Source organism: Pseudomonas sp. S1_E05, from assembly GCF_056337105.1.
Genome location: NZ_JBFRHM010000001.1, coordinates 2,085,472 through 2,104,181 on the forward strand (window position 1 = coordinate 2,085,472; position 18,710 = coordinate 2,104,181).

General features: G+C 61.1%; 18 protein-coding genes. 10 read left to right on the forward strand and 8 right to left on the reverse strand.

Translation table 11 applies throughout. From position 1 onward, the window contains the following. Positions 1–36 precede the first annotated feature (36 nt). From AB4N33_RS09565 to AB4N33_RS09585, 5 genes are read right to left on the reverse strand one after another with little or no spacing between them, the layout of a single operon-like run. Positions 37–1,077, reverse strand: coding sequence for an ABC transporter substrate-binding protein (locus tag AB4N33_RS09565; RefSeq protein ID WP_476457116.1), 1,041 nt, complete (start codon positions 1,075–1,077; stop codon positions 37–39). A 60-nt stretch (positions 1,078–1,137) separates the two neighbouring features. Further along, a complete protein-coding gene (locus tag AB4N33_RS09570) occupies positions 1,138–1,887 on the reverse strand; it encodes an SDR family oxidoreductase (protein WP_476457117.1) in 750 nt (249 codons plus the stop codon). Next, positions 1,884–2,339 carry a MaoC family dehydratase gene (locus tag AB4N33_RS09575; RefSeq protein ID WP_476457118.1) on the reverse strand — a complete coding sequence of 152 codons (456 nt, stop codon included), beginning with the start codon at positions 2,337–2,339 and terminating at the stop codon, positions 1,884–1,886. The genes AB4N33_RS09570 and AB4N33_RS09575 overlap by 4 nt, the downstream gene beginning before the upstream one ends. Continuing rightward, positions 2,336–2,737 (reverse strand): Zn-ribbon domain-containing OB-fold protein, encoded by a 402-nt coding sequence (locus AB4N33_RS09580; RefSeq protein WP_460126010.1) that lies wholly within the window; start codon positions 2,735–2,737, stop codon positions 2,336–2,338. Before AB4N33_RS09580 ends, AB4N33_RS09575 begins: the two co-directional genes overlap by 4 nt. A gap of 10 nt (positions 2,738–2,747) precedes the next feature. Further along, on the reverse strand, positions 2,748–3,914 hold the full coding sequence (locus AB4N33_RS09585; protein WP_460142014.1) for an acetyl-CoA acetyltransferase: 1,167 nt from the start codon (positions 3,912–3,914) through the stop codon (positions 2,748–2,750). Positions 3,915–4,070: 156 nt separating this feature from the next. Here AB4N33_RS09585 and AB4N33_RS09590 point away from each other — a divergent pair, with 156 nt between their 5' ends. The 3 genes from AB4N33_RS09590 to AB4N33_RS09600 all read left to right on the forward strand — a co-directional run bounded on the left by AB4N33_RS09590 (position 4,071) and on the right by AB4N33_RS09600 (position 6,309). Further along, complete coding sequence (locus AB4N33_RS09590; RefSeq protein ID WP_476457119.1) at positions 4,071–5,015, forward strand: LysR substrate-binding domain-containing protein; 945 nt, start codon at positions 4,071–4,073, stop codon at positions 5,013–5,015. A 37-nt stretch (positions 5,016–5,052) separates the two neighbouring features. Next, positions 5,053–5,514, forward strand: a complete 462-nt coding sequence (locus AB4N33_RS09595) for an acyl-CoA thioesterase (RefSeq protein WP_476457120.1) — start codon at positions 5,053–5,055, stop codon at positions 5,512–5,514. A gap of 174 nt (positions 5,515–5,688) precedes the next feature. Then, positions 5,689–6,309 (forward strand): TetR/AcrR family transcriptional regulator, encoded by a 621-nt coding sequence (locus AB4N33_RS09600; protein WP_476457121.1) that lies wholly within the window; start codon positions 5,689–5,691, stop codon positions 6,307–6,309. 33 nt (positions 6,310–6,342) lie between these two features. Here the strand turns inward: AB4N33_RS09600 and AB4N33_RS09605 are convergent, their stop codons facing one another. Then, on the reverse strand, positions 6,343–7,809 hold the full coding sequence (locus tag AB4N33_RS09605) for an efflux transporter outer membrane subunit (protein WP_476457122.1): 1,467 nt from the start codon (positions 7,807–7,809) through the stop codon (positions 6,343–6,345). Positions 7,810–8,025: 216 nt separating this feature from the next. Between AB4N33_RS09605 and AB4N33_RS09610 the strand changes: the two genes are divergently transcribed. Both AB4N33_RS09610 and AB4N33_RS09615 read left to right on the forward strand, forming a co-directional pair. Continuing rightward, entirely contained in the window at positions 8,026–9,135 is a 1,110-nt protein-coding gene (locus AB4N33_RS09610) for an efflux RND transporter periplasmic adaptor subunit (RefSeq protein ID WP_476457123.1), read from the forward strand. Beyond that, a complete protein-coding gene (locus tag AB4N33_RS09615; RefSeq protein ID WP_476457124.1) occupies positions 9,132–12,221 on the forward strand; it encodes an efflux RND transporter permease subunit in 3,090 nt (1,029 codons plus the stop codon). The genes AB4N33_RS09610 and AB4N33_RS09615 overlap by 4 nt, the downstream gene beginning before the upstream one ends. Before the next feature lie 81 nt (positions 12,222–12,302). On the opposite strand, the gene AB4N33_RS09620 is transcribed toward AB4N33_RS09615, so the two are convergent. Further along, positions 12,303–12,890: a TetR/AcrR family transcriptional regulator gene (locus AB4N33_RS09620; protein WP_460142019.1), complete on the reverse strand. Its 588-nt coding sequence runs from the start codon at positions 12,888–12,890 to the stop codon at positions 12,303–12,305. Between the two features lie 194 nt (positions 12,891–13,084). Here AB4N33_RS09620 and AB4N33_RS09625 point away from each other — a divergent pair, with 194 nt between their 5' ends. Then, positions 13,085–13,741: a glutathione S-transferase gene (locus AB4N33_RS09625; protein ID WP_476458803.1), complete on the forward strand. Its 657-nt coding sequence runs from the start codon at positions 13,085–13,087 to the stop codon at positions 13,739–13,741. Positions 13,742–13,768: 27 nt separating this feature from the next. Here the strand turns inward: AB4N33_RS09625 and AB4N33_RS09630 are convergent, their stop codons facing one another. Next, the gene (locus tag AB4N33_RS09630; RefSeq protein WP_460142020.1) at positions 13,769–14,806 is read right to left on the reverse strand and encodes a GlxA family transcriptional regulator; all 1,038 of its coding nucleotides are present in this window, start codon (positions 14,804–14,806) and stop codon (positions 13,769–13,771) included. Positions 14,807–14,914: 108 nt separating this feature from the next. Between AB4N33_RS09630 and AB4N33_RS09635 the strand changes: the two genes are divergently transcribed. From AB4N33_RS09635 to AB4N33_RS09650, 4 genes are read left to right on the forward strand one after another with little or no spacing between them, the layout of a single operon-like run. Beyond that, the gene (locus AB4N33_RS09635; RefSeq protein WP_476457125.1) at positions 14,915–15,964 is read left to right on the forward strand and encodes an ABC transporter substrate-binding protein; all 1,050 of its coding nucleotides are present in this window, start codon (positions 14,915–14,917) and stop codon (positions 15,962–15,964) included. A 15-nt stretch (positions 15,965–15,979) separates the two neighbouring features. Continuing rightward, a complete protein-coding gene (locus AB4N33_RS09640) occupies positions 15,980–17,047 on the forward strand; it encodes an ABC transporter ATP-binding protein (RefSeq protein WP_476457126.1) in 1,068 nt (355 codons plus the stop codon). Beyond that, positions 17,044–17,886, forward strand: a complete 843-nt coding sequence (locus tag AB4N33_RS09645) for an ABC transporter permease (RefSeq protein WP_476457127.1) — start codon at positions 17,044–17,046, stop codon at positions 17,884–17,886. Before AB4N33_RS09640 ends, AB4N33_RS09645 begins: the two co-directional genes overlap by 4 nt. After that, entirely contained in the window at positions 17,883–18,671 is a 789-nt protein-coding gene (locus AB4N33_RS09650) for an ABC transporter permease (RefSeq protein ID WP_476457128.1), read from the forward strand. Before AB4N33_RS09645 ends, AB4N33_RS09650 begins: the two co-directional genes overlap by 4 nt. Positions 18,672–18,710: the final 39 nt, after the last annotated feature.

Consider the following 18,710-nt stretch of genomic DNA (forward strand, 5'->3'; position numbering starts at 1 on the left):
ACGACGGTCACTCTGCAGGCCGAAGCCTGCAAGGGTTCAACCCATGATTTCTTTCCATTTGGCGATCCCCTCGGCCACTTCCGCCGCCAGGTCCTGCGGTGGGTTGCGGTACCACTTGATCTGATCCAGGCTGCGACCCTCAGCCCAGGGCACATCGGTGCGCAGGGTCGGCCAGAAGTTGGCGGCCAGGATCTGCGAGACTTCCAGGTCGTAAAGGAAATCGGAGAACAGCTTGGCCGCATTCGGATGGGGTGCCTTGAGCGGAATGGCGTTGAGCCCCAAGTTGAGGATGCTCCCGTCGGTCGGTGGCTGCACATTGATAGGGTTGCCCGCCGCCCTTTGCGTCAGCGAGAAACTGAACGGTGCGCCCAGACCGACCAGACGCTCGCCGGAGAGAATGTCAGTGACGGTATCGACGTTTGACTGGCCGACCTTCGGGTTGAGCTTGCTCAGTTCCTTGAGGTAGTGGTCGCCGTACTTCTTGCGCATGGCGACGAGCCAGGAGGCCACGTCACCGGAAAACGCCGGGCTGCCCACGGTCAGCTTGTTGGCCCACTGGCTGTCGAGTGCCGCCTCCCAGGTGGCCGGGGCCGAACTGACCTTGTCCGACTGGTAGTTGAGGCAGGTCAGGCTGATGGCGCCGACCTGATACATTTCGTCCTTGTCCAGGCCCTGGAATTCGCTTGGCAAGAACTCGGTGCCGGCCGGCTTGTAGGGCAACAGCGCGCCGATTTTCTTCAATTCCAGGTAATGCAGAATGTTGGTGCTGCCCAGCGAGTCGCAGTTGGGAGCATTGTTCTGCAGCTCAAGGCGCAAGCGCGTGTAGACGGTCTGCGAGGCCTGGCGCAGCAAGTTGACCTTGATGCCCGGATACCGCTTGATGAAGGCGTCGCGAATGGCTTCGATGGTCTTCTGCTCGTATGAGCCCCAATACAGGTTGAGCGCGCCCTCCTTGCGGGCGGCTTCGTACAGCGATTCGTCAGCGGCAAATGAAGGCCGGATCAATCCTCCCGCCATCAAGCCCGCGCCGGCGATACCGCTGGCCTGCAAAAATTTGCGCCGTGTAAATTCGACCATCTCGAGACTCCTTCGCGTTCAGTGACTGCGATATTTTTTGGTTATCTGGAATCGGCAGGATCAGTAGTCGCCCGTGGTCGCGCCGCCATCGACGATCAGCACTTGCCCGGTCATGTAACTGGCATCGTTGGACGCCAGGAAAGCCACGACTGCAGCAATTTCCGAAGGTTGTGCCGGTCGTCCCAAGGGCATTCTGGAAATCCATTTCTCTCTTATGTCCTCCGGCACACTGGCCAGAATCGGTGTTTCAACAATACCCGGCGCAATCGCGTTGACCAGTACACCATGACGCGCCGCCTCCAGCGCCACGGTATGGGTCAATCCCACTACACCGGCCTTGGCACTCGAATAGTTCGCTTGCCCGAACGTACCGAAAATGGCCGTGGAAGCGATATTGATAATCCGCCCCCATCCTCTCCCCATCATGGCCGCCAAACCAAACTGGCAACCCAGCCACGAGCCGCGCAGGTTGACGTCGATTACCGACTGCCACTCTTCGTCACTCATCTTGACTAGCGAACGATCGCGAACGATCCCGGCCACATTAACCACAATGTCCAGCGCTTCGAAGGCTTCCGGAAGCTCCGCCACGGCGGCCTGCCAACTGGCACGACTCGATACGTCGAGGGTGACGGCGCAGGCCTGGCGCCCTTGCGCAACCAAGGCATTGGCCAGCGTTTGCGCACCCGGCCCCAGATCGGCAATCACGACCCTGGCGCCTTCATCGGCCAAGCGCTGGCATATGGCGGAGCCGATGCCGCCGGCACCGCCCGTGACCAGCGCTACATGGCCCTGCAAACGCCCGGTCATGACGGCTGCCCTCCCCGGCATGCCACGGCGAACACATCTTCGCCTTCCTGTACCAGCTCTTCGTTCTGGTTGAGCAGGCGCATCGAAACCCTGGCAATGCCCCGGGACGGATTGGACTGGCTGCGGCGCAGCTCCTGCACCAGGGCCACGTAGTGCAGCGTGTCCCCTGCGAAGACCGGGCCCGCGAAACGGCGGCGGGTCTCCATGAAAGCCAGGATCGCCCAGTCATCAATGCTCGAGCGCAGGCCGGTGCTCATCGAGTGAGCCAGCATGCCGTGGGCGATGCGCCGGCCATACATATTCTGCTGCGCGGTCTGTTCATCCATGTGCAGCGGGTTGAAATCCCCGGTCAGCCCGGCGAACAGGACGATGTGGGTTTCCGTCAGTGTGATGCGCGACGACGTGACGCTCTGGTCTGCTGCCAGGTCCTCGAAATACAGCGTTGAACTCATGAGTGACTCCGGGCCTGGAACACAGGCAATGAGGTGGAAGAATCCAGGGCGGTGAACGCAACCCTCACCGGCATGCCGATCGAAATGTCCTCGAGGGCAACATCGCGCAGTTGCGACAACATCAGCGGCCCCTCTTCGAGCTCGATAACGGCGCAGACGTAAGGGGCATCCAGGCGCGTGTGACCGCGATGAATCACCGTAAAGGTGAAGACCGTGCCGCGCCCGGACACCTGCACCCAGTCGGGCACAACGCCCAGGTCGTCGACGCAATGAGCCCTGGGGTACCACTGCCAGGCGCCGGACACCGGGTTGCGCTGGATCAGCAGGCGTTGTTCCTGGTTGGCCTCCCACCAGGTGGCAGACAGGTTGTCGCGAGTCACGGGGCTGAAAGTGGCCATGCGCAGATCCTCAAACGGTCAGTATCAGGGTGGCGGCAGCGCAGAACGTGCCGCCCAGGCCATGTACAAGTGCAACCTCGGCGTCCTCGACTTGCACGCCCGGGCCTTCGTTGCGCAATTGGCGAACCCCTTCGATCAGGGCGAGCAGCCCACGCTTGCCGGGGTGATTCGACGCCAGCCCGCCGCCATCGGTATTGCACGGCAAGGACCCGCCGATTTTCAGGTGGCCATCGGCGACAAATCGACCACTCTCGCCACGCGGGCAAAAGCCCAGGTCTTCCAGCGCCAGCATCGGCGTGATGGTAAAGGCGTCGTACAGTTGCGCGACGTCCACGTCCGCATGCGTCAGCCCCGCCATCTCGAAAGCCCGAGGCCCGGTGCGCGCCGCTGGCGTGATCAGGTCACGGGGCATCTGGCTGATTTGCGTGCGCTGGGTGGCCATGCCGAAGCCGCCGAGGTACACCGGTTTCTGCCGGCAATCCTGTGCCCGCTCGCGGCTTGTCATGACAATGGCACCACCGCCGTCAGTGACCACGCAGCAGTCCAGGCGATGCAGGGGCGATGCGATCATCGAGGAACTCAAAACGTCGTCGACGGTGATCGGCTTGCGACCAAGAAAGGCATCCGGGTTGCCGGCCGCGTGCTGGCGGAAGGTCACGGCCACCTCGGCCAATTGTTCCGGGGTAGTGCCATACAGGTGCATGTGGCGCTGGGCAAACATGGCGTAGGTGGAAATCAGCGTCGGCGCAAACGGCAGCTCGAATTGTCCGGGCCCGGCGGGCAGCACGAAGGGATCGAAGGATGGCGTGTTCAACGGCCACCAACGCGGCGACGCCGCGTAACTGATCACTACCACATCCACCAGTCCTGCCGCGATTGCAGTGGCCGCATGGGCGGCATGAACCAGATACGAACAACCGCCGACATCGGTGCTGTCGAACCAGCGCGGTTCGATGCCCAGATATTCGGCCATCTCGGTCACGCTGTTGACGCCACCACCTTCAGCCCAGTCGCCAGACGCGACACACAGGCCATCAACGTCATTGAGGGCCAACCCGGCCTGGGTCAGCGCGGCGTGAATGCACTCCACCTGGATGGCAAACGGATGCACGCCCTGGGCGTCTCTTCGCGGTGATTCATAGGCGCCGACGATGGCGGCGCGTCCTGAAATGTTCAACCTGTGCTCCTGAGTTCGAGAACCGTGGCATCAAGTTCCATTATCCGAACGCCCTCCAACAAGCAGTTAGAACAGGCGCTATTGGTGCATTAAACGCACCGATAGCTGGCATGAGCCTTGCTGTAGCCAAAGGGTCCGAGTACCCAGGAAACAACCATGAATCGCCGCCTTCCCCCCTTGCTCGCCGTGCGTGCTTTCGAAGGATTCAGCCGCTGGGGCAGTGTGCGTCAATGCGCCGAGGAACTGGCGGTGTCGCACACGGTGATCTCCCGCCACATCCAGAACCTGGAGAGTGCCGTGGGCACCAAATTGGTGAGGAAATCCGGACGCGGGCTGGAGATGACGCGCGAAGGCCAGCGCTATGCCGCGCAACTGCGCCGGGCGCTGGACATCATTGCCGACGCCAGCAGCGACCTGCGCCAGGGCGAAGACGCCCTGCACGTCTGCTGCATGGCAGGGCTGGCGTCACGGCGCCTGCTGGGGCGGCTCGGCGAACTGGAAGAGGCGCTGAACGGCCGCGAGCTGACGCTGGAGCCCACCAGCACGCGGCCCGACTTCAACCGCAACGAAGCTGATGCCGAGATCGTCTACCTGGAAGAACTGAACCTGGGCGATGAGCTGTGCGCCGAACTGTTCGCCCGTCCGCTGATCCGCGCGGTGGCCAGTCCGGCCTTCTGCAATCGTTACCCCGAGGTGCTGTGTGCCGAGGACATACTGGGCCTGCCCTTGATTCACGAACGCAATACCCAGCGCTGGTCACAATGGCTGAGCATCGCCGGTGTCACCAATCTACCCAGGCTTCGCGGCCCGCGCTTGTGGCATGGACACTTGACCCTCGAAGCCGCCTGCATGGGCCAGGGCATCGCCCTGGTCAGCGAGCTGCTGGCGGACGAAAAAATCGCCGCTGGCGAGCTGGTGGAAGTGCTGCCCATGACGATCCGTCTGGGCGGCTATTACTTCATTGCGCCGACCCGAAAATGGAACGATCCGGCCATCGTCCGATTGCGCAACTGGCTACACTCGGTCTTTCCGGGGGAGCTGGAAAAAGGCGACAAAAACGCACCAGTAGAGCGCTCGCCCGGCGATATGGCACCGCATTGAAGCTCATGTTGCAATCAATGGAGACCCCACGTTGAACATGCCACCGTCAAAAACAAAACCCCATGAACTGTCCGTCGTCCAAGACCAGTGGATAGACCTCTACGGCCACATGAACATGGCGTATTACGTGCAGTTGCTCGATGACCTGGGCCACCGCATCCTCGACCGCTTTGGCCTGGGCGAAGGTTACACACGGGAACACAACTGCGGATTGTTCACCGTGGAAGCCAACGTCAAGTACATCAAGGAAGTCCGCGCCGGCGACCCGTTGCGGGTCGAACTGACTCCGGTGCGTTTTGACGACAAACGCCTGGTGACCCAGGTGGACCTTTACCATCATGAGCTCAATTACCTGAGCGCGAGCATGCTGCAGACGGCGCTGCATGTGGATCTCGGGACGCGCAGGGTGAGGCCATTTTCGGAGGCTGCGGCGCAGAGGCTCGGAGCGTTGAAGGATGAGTTTGAGGTTAACGGGTGGAACCGGACACAAGCCCTCTGACATTGGCCCAGCAGCTTCGAGGGCGCAGGTAGCGGTTACGAACATCGAGCCAGGCCCCGAGCCAGCGAGATGAGCTGAATGAGCGCGGCGCCGCTGACTCACCGCTGTAAATGGGACCGCTCAGCTTGTCGTTCGCAAGTTGTCAGCCTGCTGGCGGGTGGGTAAGCTGCGTGGATGAATCAGCCATCGATAGTATCGTCCACCGCCCGCGGCCCCGCCGATCATGACATTCGCAACCAGATTGTCGCGGCGGCCAATGAGCACTTCAGTCAGTACGGTTACGCTAAAACCACGGTCTCGGACCTGGCCAAGGCCATTGGATTCTCGAAAGCCTATATCTACAAATTTTTCGATTCCAAGCAGGCGATCGGCGAGGCCATCTGCACACATTGTTTGACGCAGATCGTCGCCGCCGTAGAGCTGTCCATCAACGGGGAAACTCTCAGCGCAACGGAGCGGTTTCGACGCTTGGTCAAAACGGTGATCGCGACGGCTGTGGACCTGTTCTTCAATGACCGCAAGCTCTACGACATCGCCGCGTTTTCCGCTTCGGAGCGCTGGCCGAGTTCGCTGGTTTATGAAGCACAGATCAAGCAGTTCATTCTGCAGATCGTGCGTGACGGGCGAGAGGCAGGTGAGTTTGAACGCAAGACGCCTCTGGACGAAACGGTAGAAGCGATCCACCTGACTCTGCGGCCTTTCGTCAATCCTCTCCTGCTGCAATACAACCTCGACTTTATCGAGGACGCGCGGTCACTCACCTGCAACCTCATCCTGCGCAGCCTCATGCCCTGAACGGCGAACGCTCGCGACCGTTCCGGGCTTCGATTATCGCGCTGCTGTCGCGACGCCTTGCGGCTGAGTCGGCTGCCACCCACCGCCCAGCGCCCTGAACGCTGCCACTGCCGCCCTCGCCGCTTCCGTTCGCGCCTGTGCCCGGGCGTCGGCGGTCTGCAGCAGGGTTTCATCGGCGTGCAGGACGTCTATCAGGCTCGCCGTGCCCTTCTGGTAGGCAACGAACGTCGATTGGCGAGCCTGTGTCAACGATGTCTCGCCCTTCGCCAGCGTGCTGGCCTGAATGTCTCGATTCACCAGAGACGAGAACGCGTTTTCGACATCTTCGGTGGCCCGTAAGACTGACTGGCGATAGACGGCCAGCGCCTGGGCTTCCTGCCCTTTGGCCAGATCGATCTGAGCGTTGATCCGGCCAAAGTCGAAGAGTCTCCAGCGCAACCCAAGCACGCCCGCCGACTGACTGGCACCGCCAGTGAAAAGGTTGCCACCGGAGACCGCCGTGGCGCTGCCGAGCAATGCGTCGAGGGAAAATTTGGGGTAATACTCAGCCATCGCCGCCCCGATACGGGCGTTGGAGGCCGCCAGTCGCCGCTCGGCAACGATCAGATCCGGCCGGCGGCGCAGCAGATCCGCCGGAGACCCCGTCTGCGTTATTTGCGGCGCAACGGGAATACTCTGCGCCTTCGCCAGTTGCTCGCGATGGGCGCCAGGCGGTGTGGCGAGTAACACGTCCAGCGCATTCATCGCAGCGTCAAGGCCCACCTGCAAGACCGGCACGCTCGCTTGAACTTGCGCCAATGCCCCCTCGGTCTGCTGAACCTGATAATCGGCAGCAAGACCCTTGGCGTTGAGCAAGCGGACTTTTTCCAGCAGCCCCTGCTGGGTTTCCACTTGTCGATTGGCAATGTCCAGACGCGCCTGCAAGCCGCGGATCGTGATGTACGCGTCTGCAGTCTGCGCGGCAATGGCGAGCCGAGTGGCGACTCCATCCGCCTCGGAGGCCTGATACTCAGCGAACGCGGCTTCGCGTGCGCGTCGCAGCCCGCCAAAGACATCAACCTCCCAGCTCGCGCCCAGATCAACTTCGTAGGAAGTCCCATAGCGATCATACCCAGGTGTCGAGTTCAACACCTGGCCGAGCGGAGTTTCGACCGATTGGTAGGAGCGCGCAGCCTGTCCACTGATGTTCGCCGAGGGCACCAGGGCTGCATTCGCCGCCCCCAGTCCCGCCCGCGCCTGCGTGATGCGTGCCGACGCCTGCGCGAGATCAAGGTTCTGCTCCAGCGCCCTGGAAACGAAGTCGGTCAATACCGGATCACCGAAACCTTCCCACCAGGTCACGAAACTGGCAGGCATGGCGGCGCCCCTCTGCTCGACAGCAGACTGATCCATGTAGCGCTGTGGAAAAACTGCGTGCGGACGCTGATAGTCCGGACCGACCGCGCAGCCTGCCATCAGGTGGACACTCAATAAAAGGGCTACGGCGCGAAAGGGGGGCATCAAGACACCTTGTGAAATGAGAATTTGTGACCATATTACGTTATGGTCACCAACTGTCAATCCACGCCGACACCCATTAAATTCATTATATATAGGTTGAAAGTCGATACCCAACACATCCCAGAGGAGGAAGAAATCCGAATAAGTGACGATTGACTGTTTTGGTCACTTAACTGAAGATAAGGTATGTTTCCTATCGATTGAGTATGCATACCTATGCGCCGGCTTCGACCCGCCCCCTTTGCTGCCTGTTTGTTGCCCTTGGTCCTGACGGCCTGCGGTGACGCCTCTCCCCCTGACGACCCGCGCACGCATGCCCCCCTGGTGCGCTCCTTTGCGGTTCAGGACGCCGGCGAGGTCTCTCGCTCGTTTACCGGAGTCGTCGCGGCGCGCGTTCAGGCGGACCTGGGCTTTCGGGTATCGGGGAAGGTGCTCGAACGGCTGGTCGACACAGGACAGACGGTCAAGCGAGGTCAAGCGCTCATGCGCCTCGACCCCATAGACCTGGGGTTGCAGGCGCGAGCACAGCAGGAATCGGTGACGGCCGCCCGCGCCCGAGCCAAACAGACGGCGGATGACGAGGCTCGATACCGCGAGCTGGTTTCCGCGGGTGCTGTTTCGGCTTCGACCTACGACCAGATCAAGGCCGCCGCTGATACTGCAAAGGCACAGCTCAGCGCTGCCGAGGCGCAAGCTGACGTGGCCCGCAACGCCTCTGGCTATGCGGTGTTGCAGGCAGACTCCGATGCCGTGGTGGTGGAAACGCTGGCCGAACCCGGTCAAGTCGTTCCTGCGGGACAGCCCGTGGTACGCCTCGCCCGGGCCGGACAGCGCGAGGCCATCGTGTACCTGCCCGAAACGCTGCGCCCTGCTGCCGGGTCCATCGCACAAGCATCGTTGTACGGCAATACCACAGGCAGCGTTCCGGCAACACTGAGGTTGCTGTCAGACGCCTCCGACCCGGCCACACGCACATTCGAGGCGCGTTATGTGCTCGACGGCGCGCTGGCCAACTCGCCACTCGGCTCGACCGTCACCGTGCGGATCGCCCAGGGCGCACCGGATAAACAACTCAAGCAAGTGCCCATCGCTGCGATTTTTGATCCTGGCAATGGGAGTGGCCTGTGGGTCATCGCCGGGCAACCGGCGAAAGTGAGCTGGCGTCCCGTGCGGGTGGTGGGCCTGAGCGACGACATCGCGAGGGTGACGGGCGCAATCCAGGCAGGTGAGCAGGTTGTCGCATCAGGGGCGCATCTGCTGCGCGAAGGTGAAGAAGTGAGATTGGCTGACGAAGGTGACATCCCTGTCGCCGGGGGTCGCCCATGAGTCAGGGCCGCTTCAATTTATCGGCGATCGCCGTTCGCGAGCGTTCGATCACAGTGTTCCTGATCCTGTTGATCGCCGTGGCAGGCACCCTGTCCTTCTTCAAACTGGGCCGCGCCGAAGATCCACCGTTCACAGTCAAGCAACTGACTGTCATCACTGCGTGGCCCGGCGCTACGGCACAAGAGATGCAGGATCAGGTTGCCGAGCCATTGGAAAAACGCCTTCAGGAACTCAAATGGTACGACCGCACGGAAACCTACACCCGTCCGGGACTTGCCTTCACCATGGTGACGCTACTCGATCGCACACCGCCTTCACAGGTGCAGGAGGAGTTCTACCAGGCGCGTAAAAAACTCGACGACGAAGCCATCAAACTCCCTGCCGGCGTGATCGGGCCCATGGTCAACGACGAGTTTTCCGACGTGACATTTGCCCTGTTTGCCTTGAAGGCCAAGGGTGAACCGCAGCGGCTGCTGGTGCGGGATGCAGAATCGCTGCGCCAGCGCCTGCTTCATGTGCCCGGCGTGAAGAAGGTGAACATCATTGGCGAGCAAGCCGAGCGCATTTTCGTCTCCTTTTCACATGACCGATTGGCCACGTTGGGCGTTGCGCCTCAGGACATTTTTGCCGCGCTGAACAATCAGAACGCGCTCACTCCCGCCGGCTCGATTGAAACCAGCGGGCCACAGGTTGTGCTTCGTCTGGATGGCGCCCTGGATAAACTGCAAAAGATCCGAGACACCGCCATTGTGGTCAAGGGTCGTACATTGAAGCTTTCGGACATTGCAACGGTCGAGCGCGGGTATGAAGACCCGGCCACCTTCCTGGTGCGCAACAACGGTGAGGAAGCCCTGTTACTGGGATTGGTGATGCGCGAGGGCTGGAACGGCCTTGACCTGGGCAAGGCCCTGGACCTTGAAACGGACAAAATCAATGCCGCAATGCCGCTGGGCATGACGCTGACAAAAGTCAGTGATCAGTCAGCGAACATCAGCTCGGCCGTCGACGAATTCATGATCAAGTTCTTTGTCGCCCTGCTGGTCGTGATGCTCGTGTGCTTCCTCAGCATGGGCTGGCACGTCGGTATCGTGGTAGCCGCAGCGGTGCCACTGACGCTGGCCGTGGTGTTCACGGTGATGGCGGCCACCGGGAAAAACTTCGACCGGATCACCCTGGGATCGCTGATTCTTGCGCTTGGACTGCTGGTGGATGACGCCATCATCGCCATCGAAATGATGGTGGTGAAGATGGAGGAAGGCTACGACCGCATCAAGGCATCCGCGTATGCCTGGAGCCATACGGCCGCACCGATGCTCAGCGGCACACTGGTGACGGCAATCGGCTTTCTGCCCAACGGTTTCGCCCAGTCGACGGCAGGCGAATACACCAGCAACATGTTCTGGATCGTTGGCATTGCCCTGATTGCTTCCTGGGTAGTGGCGGTCGTTTTCACCCCCTACCTGGGCGTGAAAATGCTGCCTGATATCAAGGCGGTCGAAGGCGGCCACGCGGCGATCTACGACACCCCGAACTACAATCGTTTTCGCAGGATTCTGACACGCGTCATCGCCCGCAAGTGGTGGGTGGCCGGCACGGTCATCACGACCTTTATCGTGGCAATCGTGGGGATGGGCCTGGTCAAGAAACAGTTCTTTCCCACCTCGGATCGCCCCGAAGTGCTGATCGAAATACAAATGCCCTATGGCACTTCCATTGAACAAACCAGTGCGACCACGGCGACTGTAGAGGCCTGGTTACAGAAGCAGGATGACGCAAAAATCGTCACGGCTTATGTGGGGCAAGGCGCGCCGCGCTTCTACCTGGCGATGGCCCCCGAGTTGCCGGACGCGTCGTTTGCAAAGATCGTGGTATTGACTGACAGTCAGGAGGCACGCGAAGCCCTCAAGTTCCGTCTTCGCCAAGCCGTTGCACAGGGGCTGGCCCCGCAAGCGCGTATCCGGGTCACGCAGCTGGTTTTCGGACCCTACTCGCCGTTTCCTGTCGCTTACCGGGTCATGGGGCCCGACCCGTCGACGTTGCGCGAAATCGCCAGCCAGGTACAGGCCGTGATGCTGGCGAGCCCGATGATGCGAACCGTCAACACTGACTGGGGGCCGCTCGTGCCAACGCTGCATTTCAATCTGGACCAGGACCGGTTGCAGGCGCTGGGACTGACCTCCAGCGCTGTTGCGCAGCAGTTGCAGTTCCTGCTGACGGGTGTGCCCATTACGGCCGTCCGGGAGGACATTCGTTCGGTCCAGGTGGTGGGACGCGCCAAGGGTGATATCAGGCTCGACCCTGCAAAAATCGAAGGCCTGACGCTGGTGGGTGCGGCCGGCCAGCGAATTGCGCTGTCCCAGGTCGGCGAAGTCGAGGTGCGCATGGAAGATCCGATCATCAGGCGCCGTGACCGCACACCGACCATCACCGTACGCGGCGACATTGCCGAAGGCTTGCAGCCGCCGGACGTCTCGAGCGTCATCAGCAAGGCACTGGCGCCGGTGATCGACAAGCTGCCTGAGGGCTATCGGATCGAGCAGTCGGGAGCCATCGAGGAATCGGGCAAGGCTGGACAGGCGATACTGCCGCTGCTGCCCATCATGATTGCCCTCACGCTCCTGATCATCATCGTGCAGGTGCGCTCGATCTCGGCGATGATCATGGTGTTTCTCACCGCACCCCTTGGGTTGATTGGCGTGGTGCCCACACTGCTCCTTTTCCAGCAACCTTTTGGCATCAACGCCTTGGTCGGCCTGATTGCACTTTCCGGGATTCTGATGCGCAACACGCTCATTTTGATCGGGCAAATCCACCAGAACACACGCGAAGGACGAGATCCTTTCGACGCAGTGATCGAGGCCACTGTACAGCGGGCGCGCCCAGTGTTGCTGACCGCGCTGGCGGCCATCCTGGCGTTCATCCCGCTGACTCACTCGGTGTTCTGGGGGACGCTGGCGTACACGCTGATCGGAGGCACGTTCGTTGGCACCATCATGACGCTGGTGTTCCTGCCCGCGATGTACTCCATCTGGTTCAAAATCCGCCCCGTTTCACACCCGCAAAACGAATCCGCAGCGCTGGCGTGACAGGAGCGTTCAAAACGTCACCCTCGATTGACGAGTGATGCAACAGGCCAGGCCCCGGCTCCCGGGGCACTGACCGATGGCTCAAGCCGCCGAAGTGTTCGTACGCTGGACCGAAATCAAGCCTGCCTGCTGATAAGTCATTACCAGCTCGTCGAAATGCCGGATGTCCCCGCGCGTGCGCGCGATCAGTTGCGCGCCCGCAACGGCGGCGTGGATGGCGCGGGCCCGATGTTCGATTTCCTGCGCATTATCCCAGCCAGCGTCGGCCAGAACGTGCGCAAGCCACGTGACATTGACGTCTGCAAATGCCTTGACCTCCCGTGAAACCTGATCCGGAAGATCTTCATATTCGGCCGCCATGAAACTGGACAGGCATAGCCGGTTGCCGTCCTCCAGGGACTTGCGAAAAATCGACGAATACAATTGCAGGCAACGAGCCGGGTCACTGTTGGACGCCCGAATGGCATCCAGGGCCGCCTGCGTGTCCTGCCAGTAACGCCGGGCCACTTCAGCGCCCAGGTCCGCCTTGCTCGGAAAGTGGTAGTAGATGCTTGCATTGCGGATACCCACCTCCTCCCCGATACTGCGGAAATTGATGCCGCTGTAACCGTGCAACTGCGCAGCCGATTTGGCCGCCGCCAGAATGGCCTCTCGCGCATTTTCACTCACGTGGGTAACCCTCGTACGCATAGTTGATCTATCGACATGCCACGACTTTATCCTGATTGCGTTTACCTGCCAACTGGAAGGTAGGGGCTTGACAACCAGAAAATCCAGGCTCAGTCTTTACCTACCAACTGACAGGCAGGTAACTTCGAATGACTGACTCACAATTGCACAGCCACGTCCCTTCCCTCCCTTCGATGAAAATTCATGATTGGTTCGATGGCCCCTACCCGGCGCGGGTACGCATCGCGCTGGCGGAAAAAGGCCTGCTGCCCAACGTTGAATTCTTGTCGGTCAACCTCTGGACGGGAGAGCACAAGAAACCCGAATTTCTGGCGATCAATTACTCGGGCACGTTGCCTGTGCTGGAGCTCGAAGACGGAACCCTCATCGCCGAATGCACGGCCATCACGCAGTATCTGGACCGGCTGAGCGGCAACCCCACACTCACGGGCGAAACGGCGCTTGAGCAAGGGCTGATCCACATGATGACCAAACGCGCAGAAATCGAGTTTCTCGATGCGGTGAGTGTCTATTTTCACCACGCCACACCTGGGCTCGGCCCACAGGTGGAGCTGTACCAGAACGTCGAGTGGGGCATCAGGATGGGCGAAAAGGCAGTCAGGGGCATGCGCTACTTCGACAGTCTTCTGAAGGTTCAGCCCTTTGTCGCCGGACAGACGTTTTCGATGGCCGACATTGCGGTGCTGGGAGGCATGATCTTCGCGTCGCTGGTCAAACTGGCGGTACCGGATGACTGTGTCGCCTTGCGTCAGTGGCATGCCAGGATGCAGGAGCGCCCCAGTGTGCAGACCTGGCGCGCCATGGTTAAACAGGGCCAAGCGAAAGATTGACGCAATGGCTGCGCCTTCGTGACGCTCTTACGCCCGCGCCTCGTTTTGATACTGGCGCGGGCACATGTTGAACCGCGCCCGAAACTCGCGAGAAAAATGCGCGCCGTCTGAGAAGCCACAATCCATGGCGATCTGGGTGATGCTGCTTTGGCTGTTCACCAGCAGCCACGCGCCATACTCAATGCGCAGGGAGCGCTGGAATTCCATGGGCGACAGTCCCAGCGACTGTTGGAAGGCACGCGTCAACTGGCGCCGGCCCAGCCCGACATATCGGGCGATGGCGTCGAGCGCTGGCAGACTGTCCATGCGCTGCTCGATGTAGTGCGCGGCCTGGCGCACGCGCTCATCCTTGATGTCCTCGAGGTTGGCGTAAAAATGCGCCTGGGGCTGCCGCCCTTGGCGAATCCCCTGCAACATCATGTGCCGCACGGCCTGTTGGGCTTTCTCCCGCCCGCAATGGCGCGCCACCAGGTGCAAAGCCAAGTCGATAGCGGCGGTAGAGCCGGCGCAGGTGATCAGGTCGCCCTCGTCGATGAACAGGTGATCGACGGCTGCGGGGGTCTTGGGAAACCGTGTACGAAACGCATCCAGCACGTTCCAGTGCACACACACCGAACGACTGCCCACCACGCCGGCCTGCGCCAGCGCGAAGGTGCCGGTGCAGATGCCCAGCAATCGCGTCCTGCTTTTCGCCACGCGCTGCAACCAGTCGCGCAGATGGCTTGGCATGTGGGTATTGAGGTAGTCGTTGCCGCCGCAAATGGCAATGTAGTCGAACGCTTGCGGATCCTGCGCGAGGCCACCCGACACTTCCAACGCGATGCCGGCGCTTGAAGTTCGCGGCAAGCCGTCGACACTCATCACCTGCCACATGGTGTGAATCTGCCGACTGCCGCCGCCCAGGTCGCCGGCCAGGCGCAAGACATCGATAAAACCGGAAAACGCCGCCAGGGTGAATTGATCCAGCAGAACAAAACCCACGGACAACTGCGCACGAGCGCCCACACCACCATTGGAAGCAGCGGTTGGTTGGTCGTCGGGATTAACCTGCGTCAATTTTTGCATGACCTAACTATTCAACTTTAAGACCCCGCAGTGCAAGCGCTCGAATCGGTGATACGAGCAAGATGCAGACAAGGGGAACAGTCCAACAACAACCCTAGGGGACATACGATGAAACTGAAGACAGGTCAGAAATTCAGCGCCGCTCTATTGGTTACAGGCTGCATCGCCGCACCGGCCGCCTTGGCCGACCCGCAAAAAATCACCGTCGCGCTGTACGGCGGCAACTGGGGTGACGCGTTCCTCAAATGTGTTGCAGAACCTTTCACGAAGGCCACGGGCATCGCAGTGGCCTCTGAGGTAGGGACGTCGACCGTCACCCTGGCCAAGCTCCAGCAGCAGAAAAACAGTCCGACCATCGACGTGGCCTGGATGGACGGCGGCATCAGCGAAATGGCCTATGACGCCGGCGTGGTTGCCGACCTTGACTCCGCCGCCATACCCAACCTGAAAAACATCCAGGACAAGGGGATTTACACCAACGCCGGGCACACCTTCGCCGTCAGCAGCGGCTACTACTCCCTGGGCCTCACTTACAACACCAAGGACGTCAAGCAAGCGCCCACCAGTTGGAAGGACCTGTGGAATCCGGAGTACGCCGGCGCCATTGCCCTGCCCTCGCCCGCCAATTCGTCCGGCGTGCCGTTCGTATTTTTCATGGCCGATGTGTGGGGTATCGACCGGACCAATCTGGAGCAGGTCTACACCAAGCTCGGCGCACTGGACACCGCGTTGTTTTTTGACAGCTCGGGTGCCGCCACCAACGCCTTCCAGAGCGGCGAAGCAATCATCGGTGCGCACTTCAACGTTGGCGCCTGGGACTTGATCGACAAAGGTGCCCCTATCGGATTCACCATTCCCAAGGAAGGCGTGTGGGCCACCGATGCGCGCCTGCACCTGATCAAGGGTGCGAAAAACAGCAAGGCGGGCGAGCAGTTCATCAACACCGCACTGACCAAAGAAGCGGCCTCCTGCCTGGCCGCCAAGCTGTACCTGGGCCCGGCGGTGAAAGATGTCGAAGTGGCGCAAGACGTGGCGCGCAAGCTGCCCTGGGGTGTGAACGGTTCGATCAACGATTTGCGCCTGTTCGACTGGAGCCAGATCAACGCCGAACGCGCCAGCGTCACCAACGACTGGAACCGCAAGGTCACCGCCAAGTAACCGATGGGGTCTGCAATGTCAGTATTGTTGAGCATCGACCGCGTCTGTAAGCACTTCGGTTCCTTCCAGGCGCTGGACAACATCCAGCTGGACATCCAGCAAGGCGAATTCATCGTCCTGCTCGGCCCCAGCGGCTGTGGCAAGACCACGCTACTGCGTTCGATCGCCGGGTTCATGCAACCGGATTCAGGCACGATCGCCATCGACGGCCAGGATGTCAGTCGCCTGCCGCCTTACCGTCGACCGCTGAACACGGTGTTCCAGAACTATGCGCTGTTTCCACACATGACGGTGCTTGAGAACATCGCCTACGGGCCCCGTCGCCAGGGCATAGGGCGAAACGAAGCAAAGCTCAAGGCACGGCAAGCGTTGGCGATGGTCGGCCTGGAAGCGCTGGAAGACCGTTTCCCGCGTGGCATGTCCGGTGGACAACAGCAGCGTGTGGCCCTGGCCCGCGCCATCGTCAACCAGCCGAAACTGTTGCTGCTCGATGAACCCCTGTCGGCACTGGACATGAAGCTGCGCAAGCGCATGCAGCTTGAACTCAAGCACCTGCAAGCCAAACTGGGGATCGCTTTCATCTTTGTCACCCACGACCAGGAAGAAGCGATGACCATCGCCGACCGCATCGTGGTGATGAACGCCGGTCGCATCGAACAGGTGGGCAGCAGTAGCGAAATCTACAGCGCCCCGGCTTCACGTTTCGTCGCCGACTTCATCGGCGAGGCCAACCTGATCGGTTACGAAGCCCGTGACAGTGGTGAAATCCGCCTGGCCGTTGAGCATACGCCCTTCCTGTACATGGCGAAAAACCTTTTGCCCCGGGGCACCGCAGTACTGCGTCCCGAGCATTTGCAGGTGCTGGACGCGTCGAGCCTGACCAGCCCCGGCCAATGTGAAATGCACGGCACAGTGACCGATGTGATCAGTGTGGGCAGCCACACCATGGTCCATTCGATGATCGACGGCCAACCGGTGGTGGCACGCACCATGGGCCTGCCACGTGCCGACCTGCGGGCCGGCAGCGCGGTGCGCCTGGGCTTCGACCCGGCACACCTGCACCTGATCGGGGAAGCGGTATGAAACGCACAGCTCTCGCGCCGTCGTTGATGCTGTTTGGCGCCCTGGCGTTCTTCACCGCATTCTTCCTGGCGCCGTTTGCGGTGGTGATCTTTGCCAGCCTGACCAACAGCCCCGACCAGACCTTCACCCTGTCACATTACGTCAAGGTGCTGGGCGATCAGTACCACTGGGACGTGATTCTGGTGACATTCCGCATCGCCGCGCTGACCACGCTGATCTCGCTGCTGCTCGGCTACCCGCTGGCCTGGTACCTGGTGCGCGTCGTGAAGTGGCGGGCCTGGCGCCGTGCCTGTGTGATCCTGCTGGTGGTGCCCATGTTCACCAGCAACATCGTGCGCTCGTTCGGGTGGATGGTGCTGCTGGGGCGCAAGGGACTGGTGAACGAGAGCCTGATGAACGTCGGCCTGATCGACTCGCCGATACGCTTCCTCGGTACGGAACTGGGCATTCTGATCGGCATGGTCTACATCCTGCTGCCGTTTATTGTACTGGCCGCCGGCAATGCGTTGGCACAGGTGGACCCTGCCTATGAACAGGCGTCTGACGATCTTGGCGCCAGCCCCCGGGCGACGTTTTTCCATGTGGTGTTGCCGCTGACCATGCCCGGCATCATTTCCGGTTCCATCATGGTCTTCACCCTGGCGGCAAGCGCCTACGTCACCCCGGCGCTGTTGTCCGGTGGGCGCATCTCGGTGCTGTCGATGCTGATTTTCCAGCAATACAGTTCGGTGTTCGATTTCAACTACGGCGGAGCGCTGAGCGTGGTGCTGCTGATCTTTACTCTGGTCATGGTCGGGATCGCCGGACGCGTGGGCAGCATTCGGGGGAGCCACTCATGATCACGCAAATCCTGGTCAGGCTGGTAGCCTGGTCCGTGCTCGGCTACATGCTGCTGCCGCTGGTGGTCATCCTCGGCGTCTCGGTCACCGCCACTTCGTTCCTGGCCTTTCCACCCCAGGGCTGGACGCTGGACTGGTACAGCAAGATGCTCAGCGACCCCAGCTACGTGGCGTCCTTCGCCACCAGTACGATCCTGGCACTGGCGGCGACCTTCGTGTCGGTGCTGCTCAGCGTGCCAGCGGCGCTGGCCATGGCCCGCTATGAGTTTCGCGGCAAGGCCACGATCCTCGCAGCGCTCACCTCTCCGCTGGTGTTTCCGCACATCGTGCTCGGTGCGGCGCTGTTGCAGTTCGGCGGTTACCTGGGCCTGACGCGCAGCTTCCTCGCCTTGCTGATCGGCCACACCATCATCATTTCACCCTTCGTTCTGCGTTCGGTGCTGTCGATGCTGACGCCAGACCAAAGGGCCCTTGAAGAAGCTTCGAGCGACCTGGGCGGATCACCCTGGACGACGTTTTTCCTGGTGACCCTGCCGCAGATCAGGCCGGGGCTGGTGACCGGGTCGATCTTCGCGTTCATCTCGTCGTGGATCAACGTGGAGCTGTCGATCTTCAATACCACGCCGGACCTGAACACCATCCCGGTGAAGCTCTTCAACTACGTGCAATACACCGTCGACCCGACCATCGCCGCCGCGTCAGGCGCGACCATCCTGGTCGTGGTGGTGGCCGTGATCATTCTGGACCTGTGCATCGGCCTCGACCTTTTGTCAGAACGAAAATAACTCAAGCAACACCCCAAACGACCCAACCCCTCATACGTC

Bases quoted from the DNA above. Each gene is read 5' to 3' on its own strand.
- AB4N33_RS09565 (WP_476457116.1), bottom strand. From the start codon at position 1,077: ATGGTCGAATTTACACGGCGCAAATTTTTGCAGGCCAGCGGTATCGCC.
- AB4N33_RS09570 (WP_476457117.1), bottom strand. From the start codon at position 1,887: ATGACCGGGCGTTTGCAGGGCCATGTAGCGCTGGTCACGGGCGGTGCC.
- AB4N33_RS09575 (WP_476457118.1), bottom strand. From the start codon at position 2,339: ATGAGTTCAACGCTGTATTTCGAGGACCTGGCAGCAGACCAGAGCGTC.
- AB4N33_RS09580 (WP_460126010.1), bottom strand. From the start codon at position 2,737: ATGGCCACTTTCAGCCCCGTGACTCGCGACAACCTGTCTGCCACCTGG.
- AB4N33_RS09590 (WP_476457119.1), top strand. From the start codon at position 4,071: ATGAATCGCCGCCTTCCCCCCTTGCTCGCCGTGCGTGCTTTCGAAGGA.
- AB4N33_RS09595 (WP_476457120.1), top strand. From the start codon at position 5,053: ATGCCACCGTCAAAAACAAAACCCCATGAACTGTCCGTCGTCCAAGAC.
- AB4N33_RS09600 (WP_476457121.1), top strand. From the start codon at position 5,689: ATGAATCAGCCATCGATAGTATCGTCCACCGCCCGCGGCCCCGCCGAT.
- AB4N33_RS09605 (WP_476457122.1), bottom strand. From the start codon at position 7,809: ATGCCCCCCTTTCGCGCCGTAGCCCTTTTATTGAGTGTCCACCTGATG.
- AB4N33_RS09610 (WP_476457123.1), top strand. From the start codon at position 8,026: ATGCGCCGGCTTCGACCCGCCCCCTTTGCTGCCTGTTTGTTGCCCTTG.
- AB4N33_RS09615 (WP_476457124.1), top strand. From the start codon at position 9,132: ATGAGTCAGGGCCGCTTCAATTTATCGGCGATCGCCGTTCGCGAGCGT.
- AB4N33_RS09625 (WP_476458803.1), top strand. From the start codon at position 13,085: ATGAAAATTCATGATTGGTTCGATGGCCCCTACCCGGCGCGGGTACGC.
- AB4N33_RS09630 (WP_460142020.1), bottom strand. From the start codon at position 14,806: ATGCAAAAATTGACGCAGGTTAATCCCGACGACCAACCAACCGCTGCT.
- AB4N33_RS09635 (WP_476457125.1), top strand. From the start codon at position 14,915: ATGAAACTGAAGACAGGTCAGAAATTCAGCGCCGCTCTATTGGTTACA.
- AB4N33_RS09640 (WP_476457126.1), top strand. From the start codon at position 15,980: ATGTCAGTATTGTTGAGCATCGACCGCGTCTGTAAGCACTTCGGTTCC.
- AB4N33_RS09645 (WP_476457127.1), top strand. From the start codon at position 17,044: ATGAAACGCACAGCTCTCGCGCCGTCGTTGATGCTGTTTGGCGCCCTG.
- AB4N33_RS09650 (WP_476457128.1), top strand. From the start codon at position 17,883: ATGATCACGCAAATCCTGGTCAGGCTGGTAGCCTGGTCCGTGCTCGGC.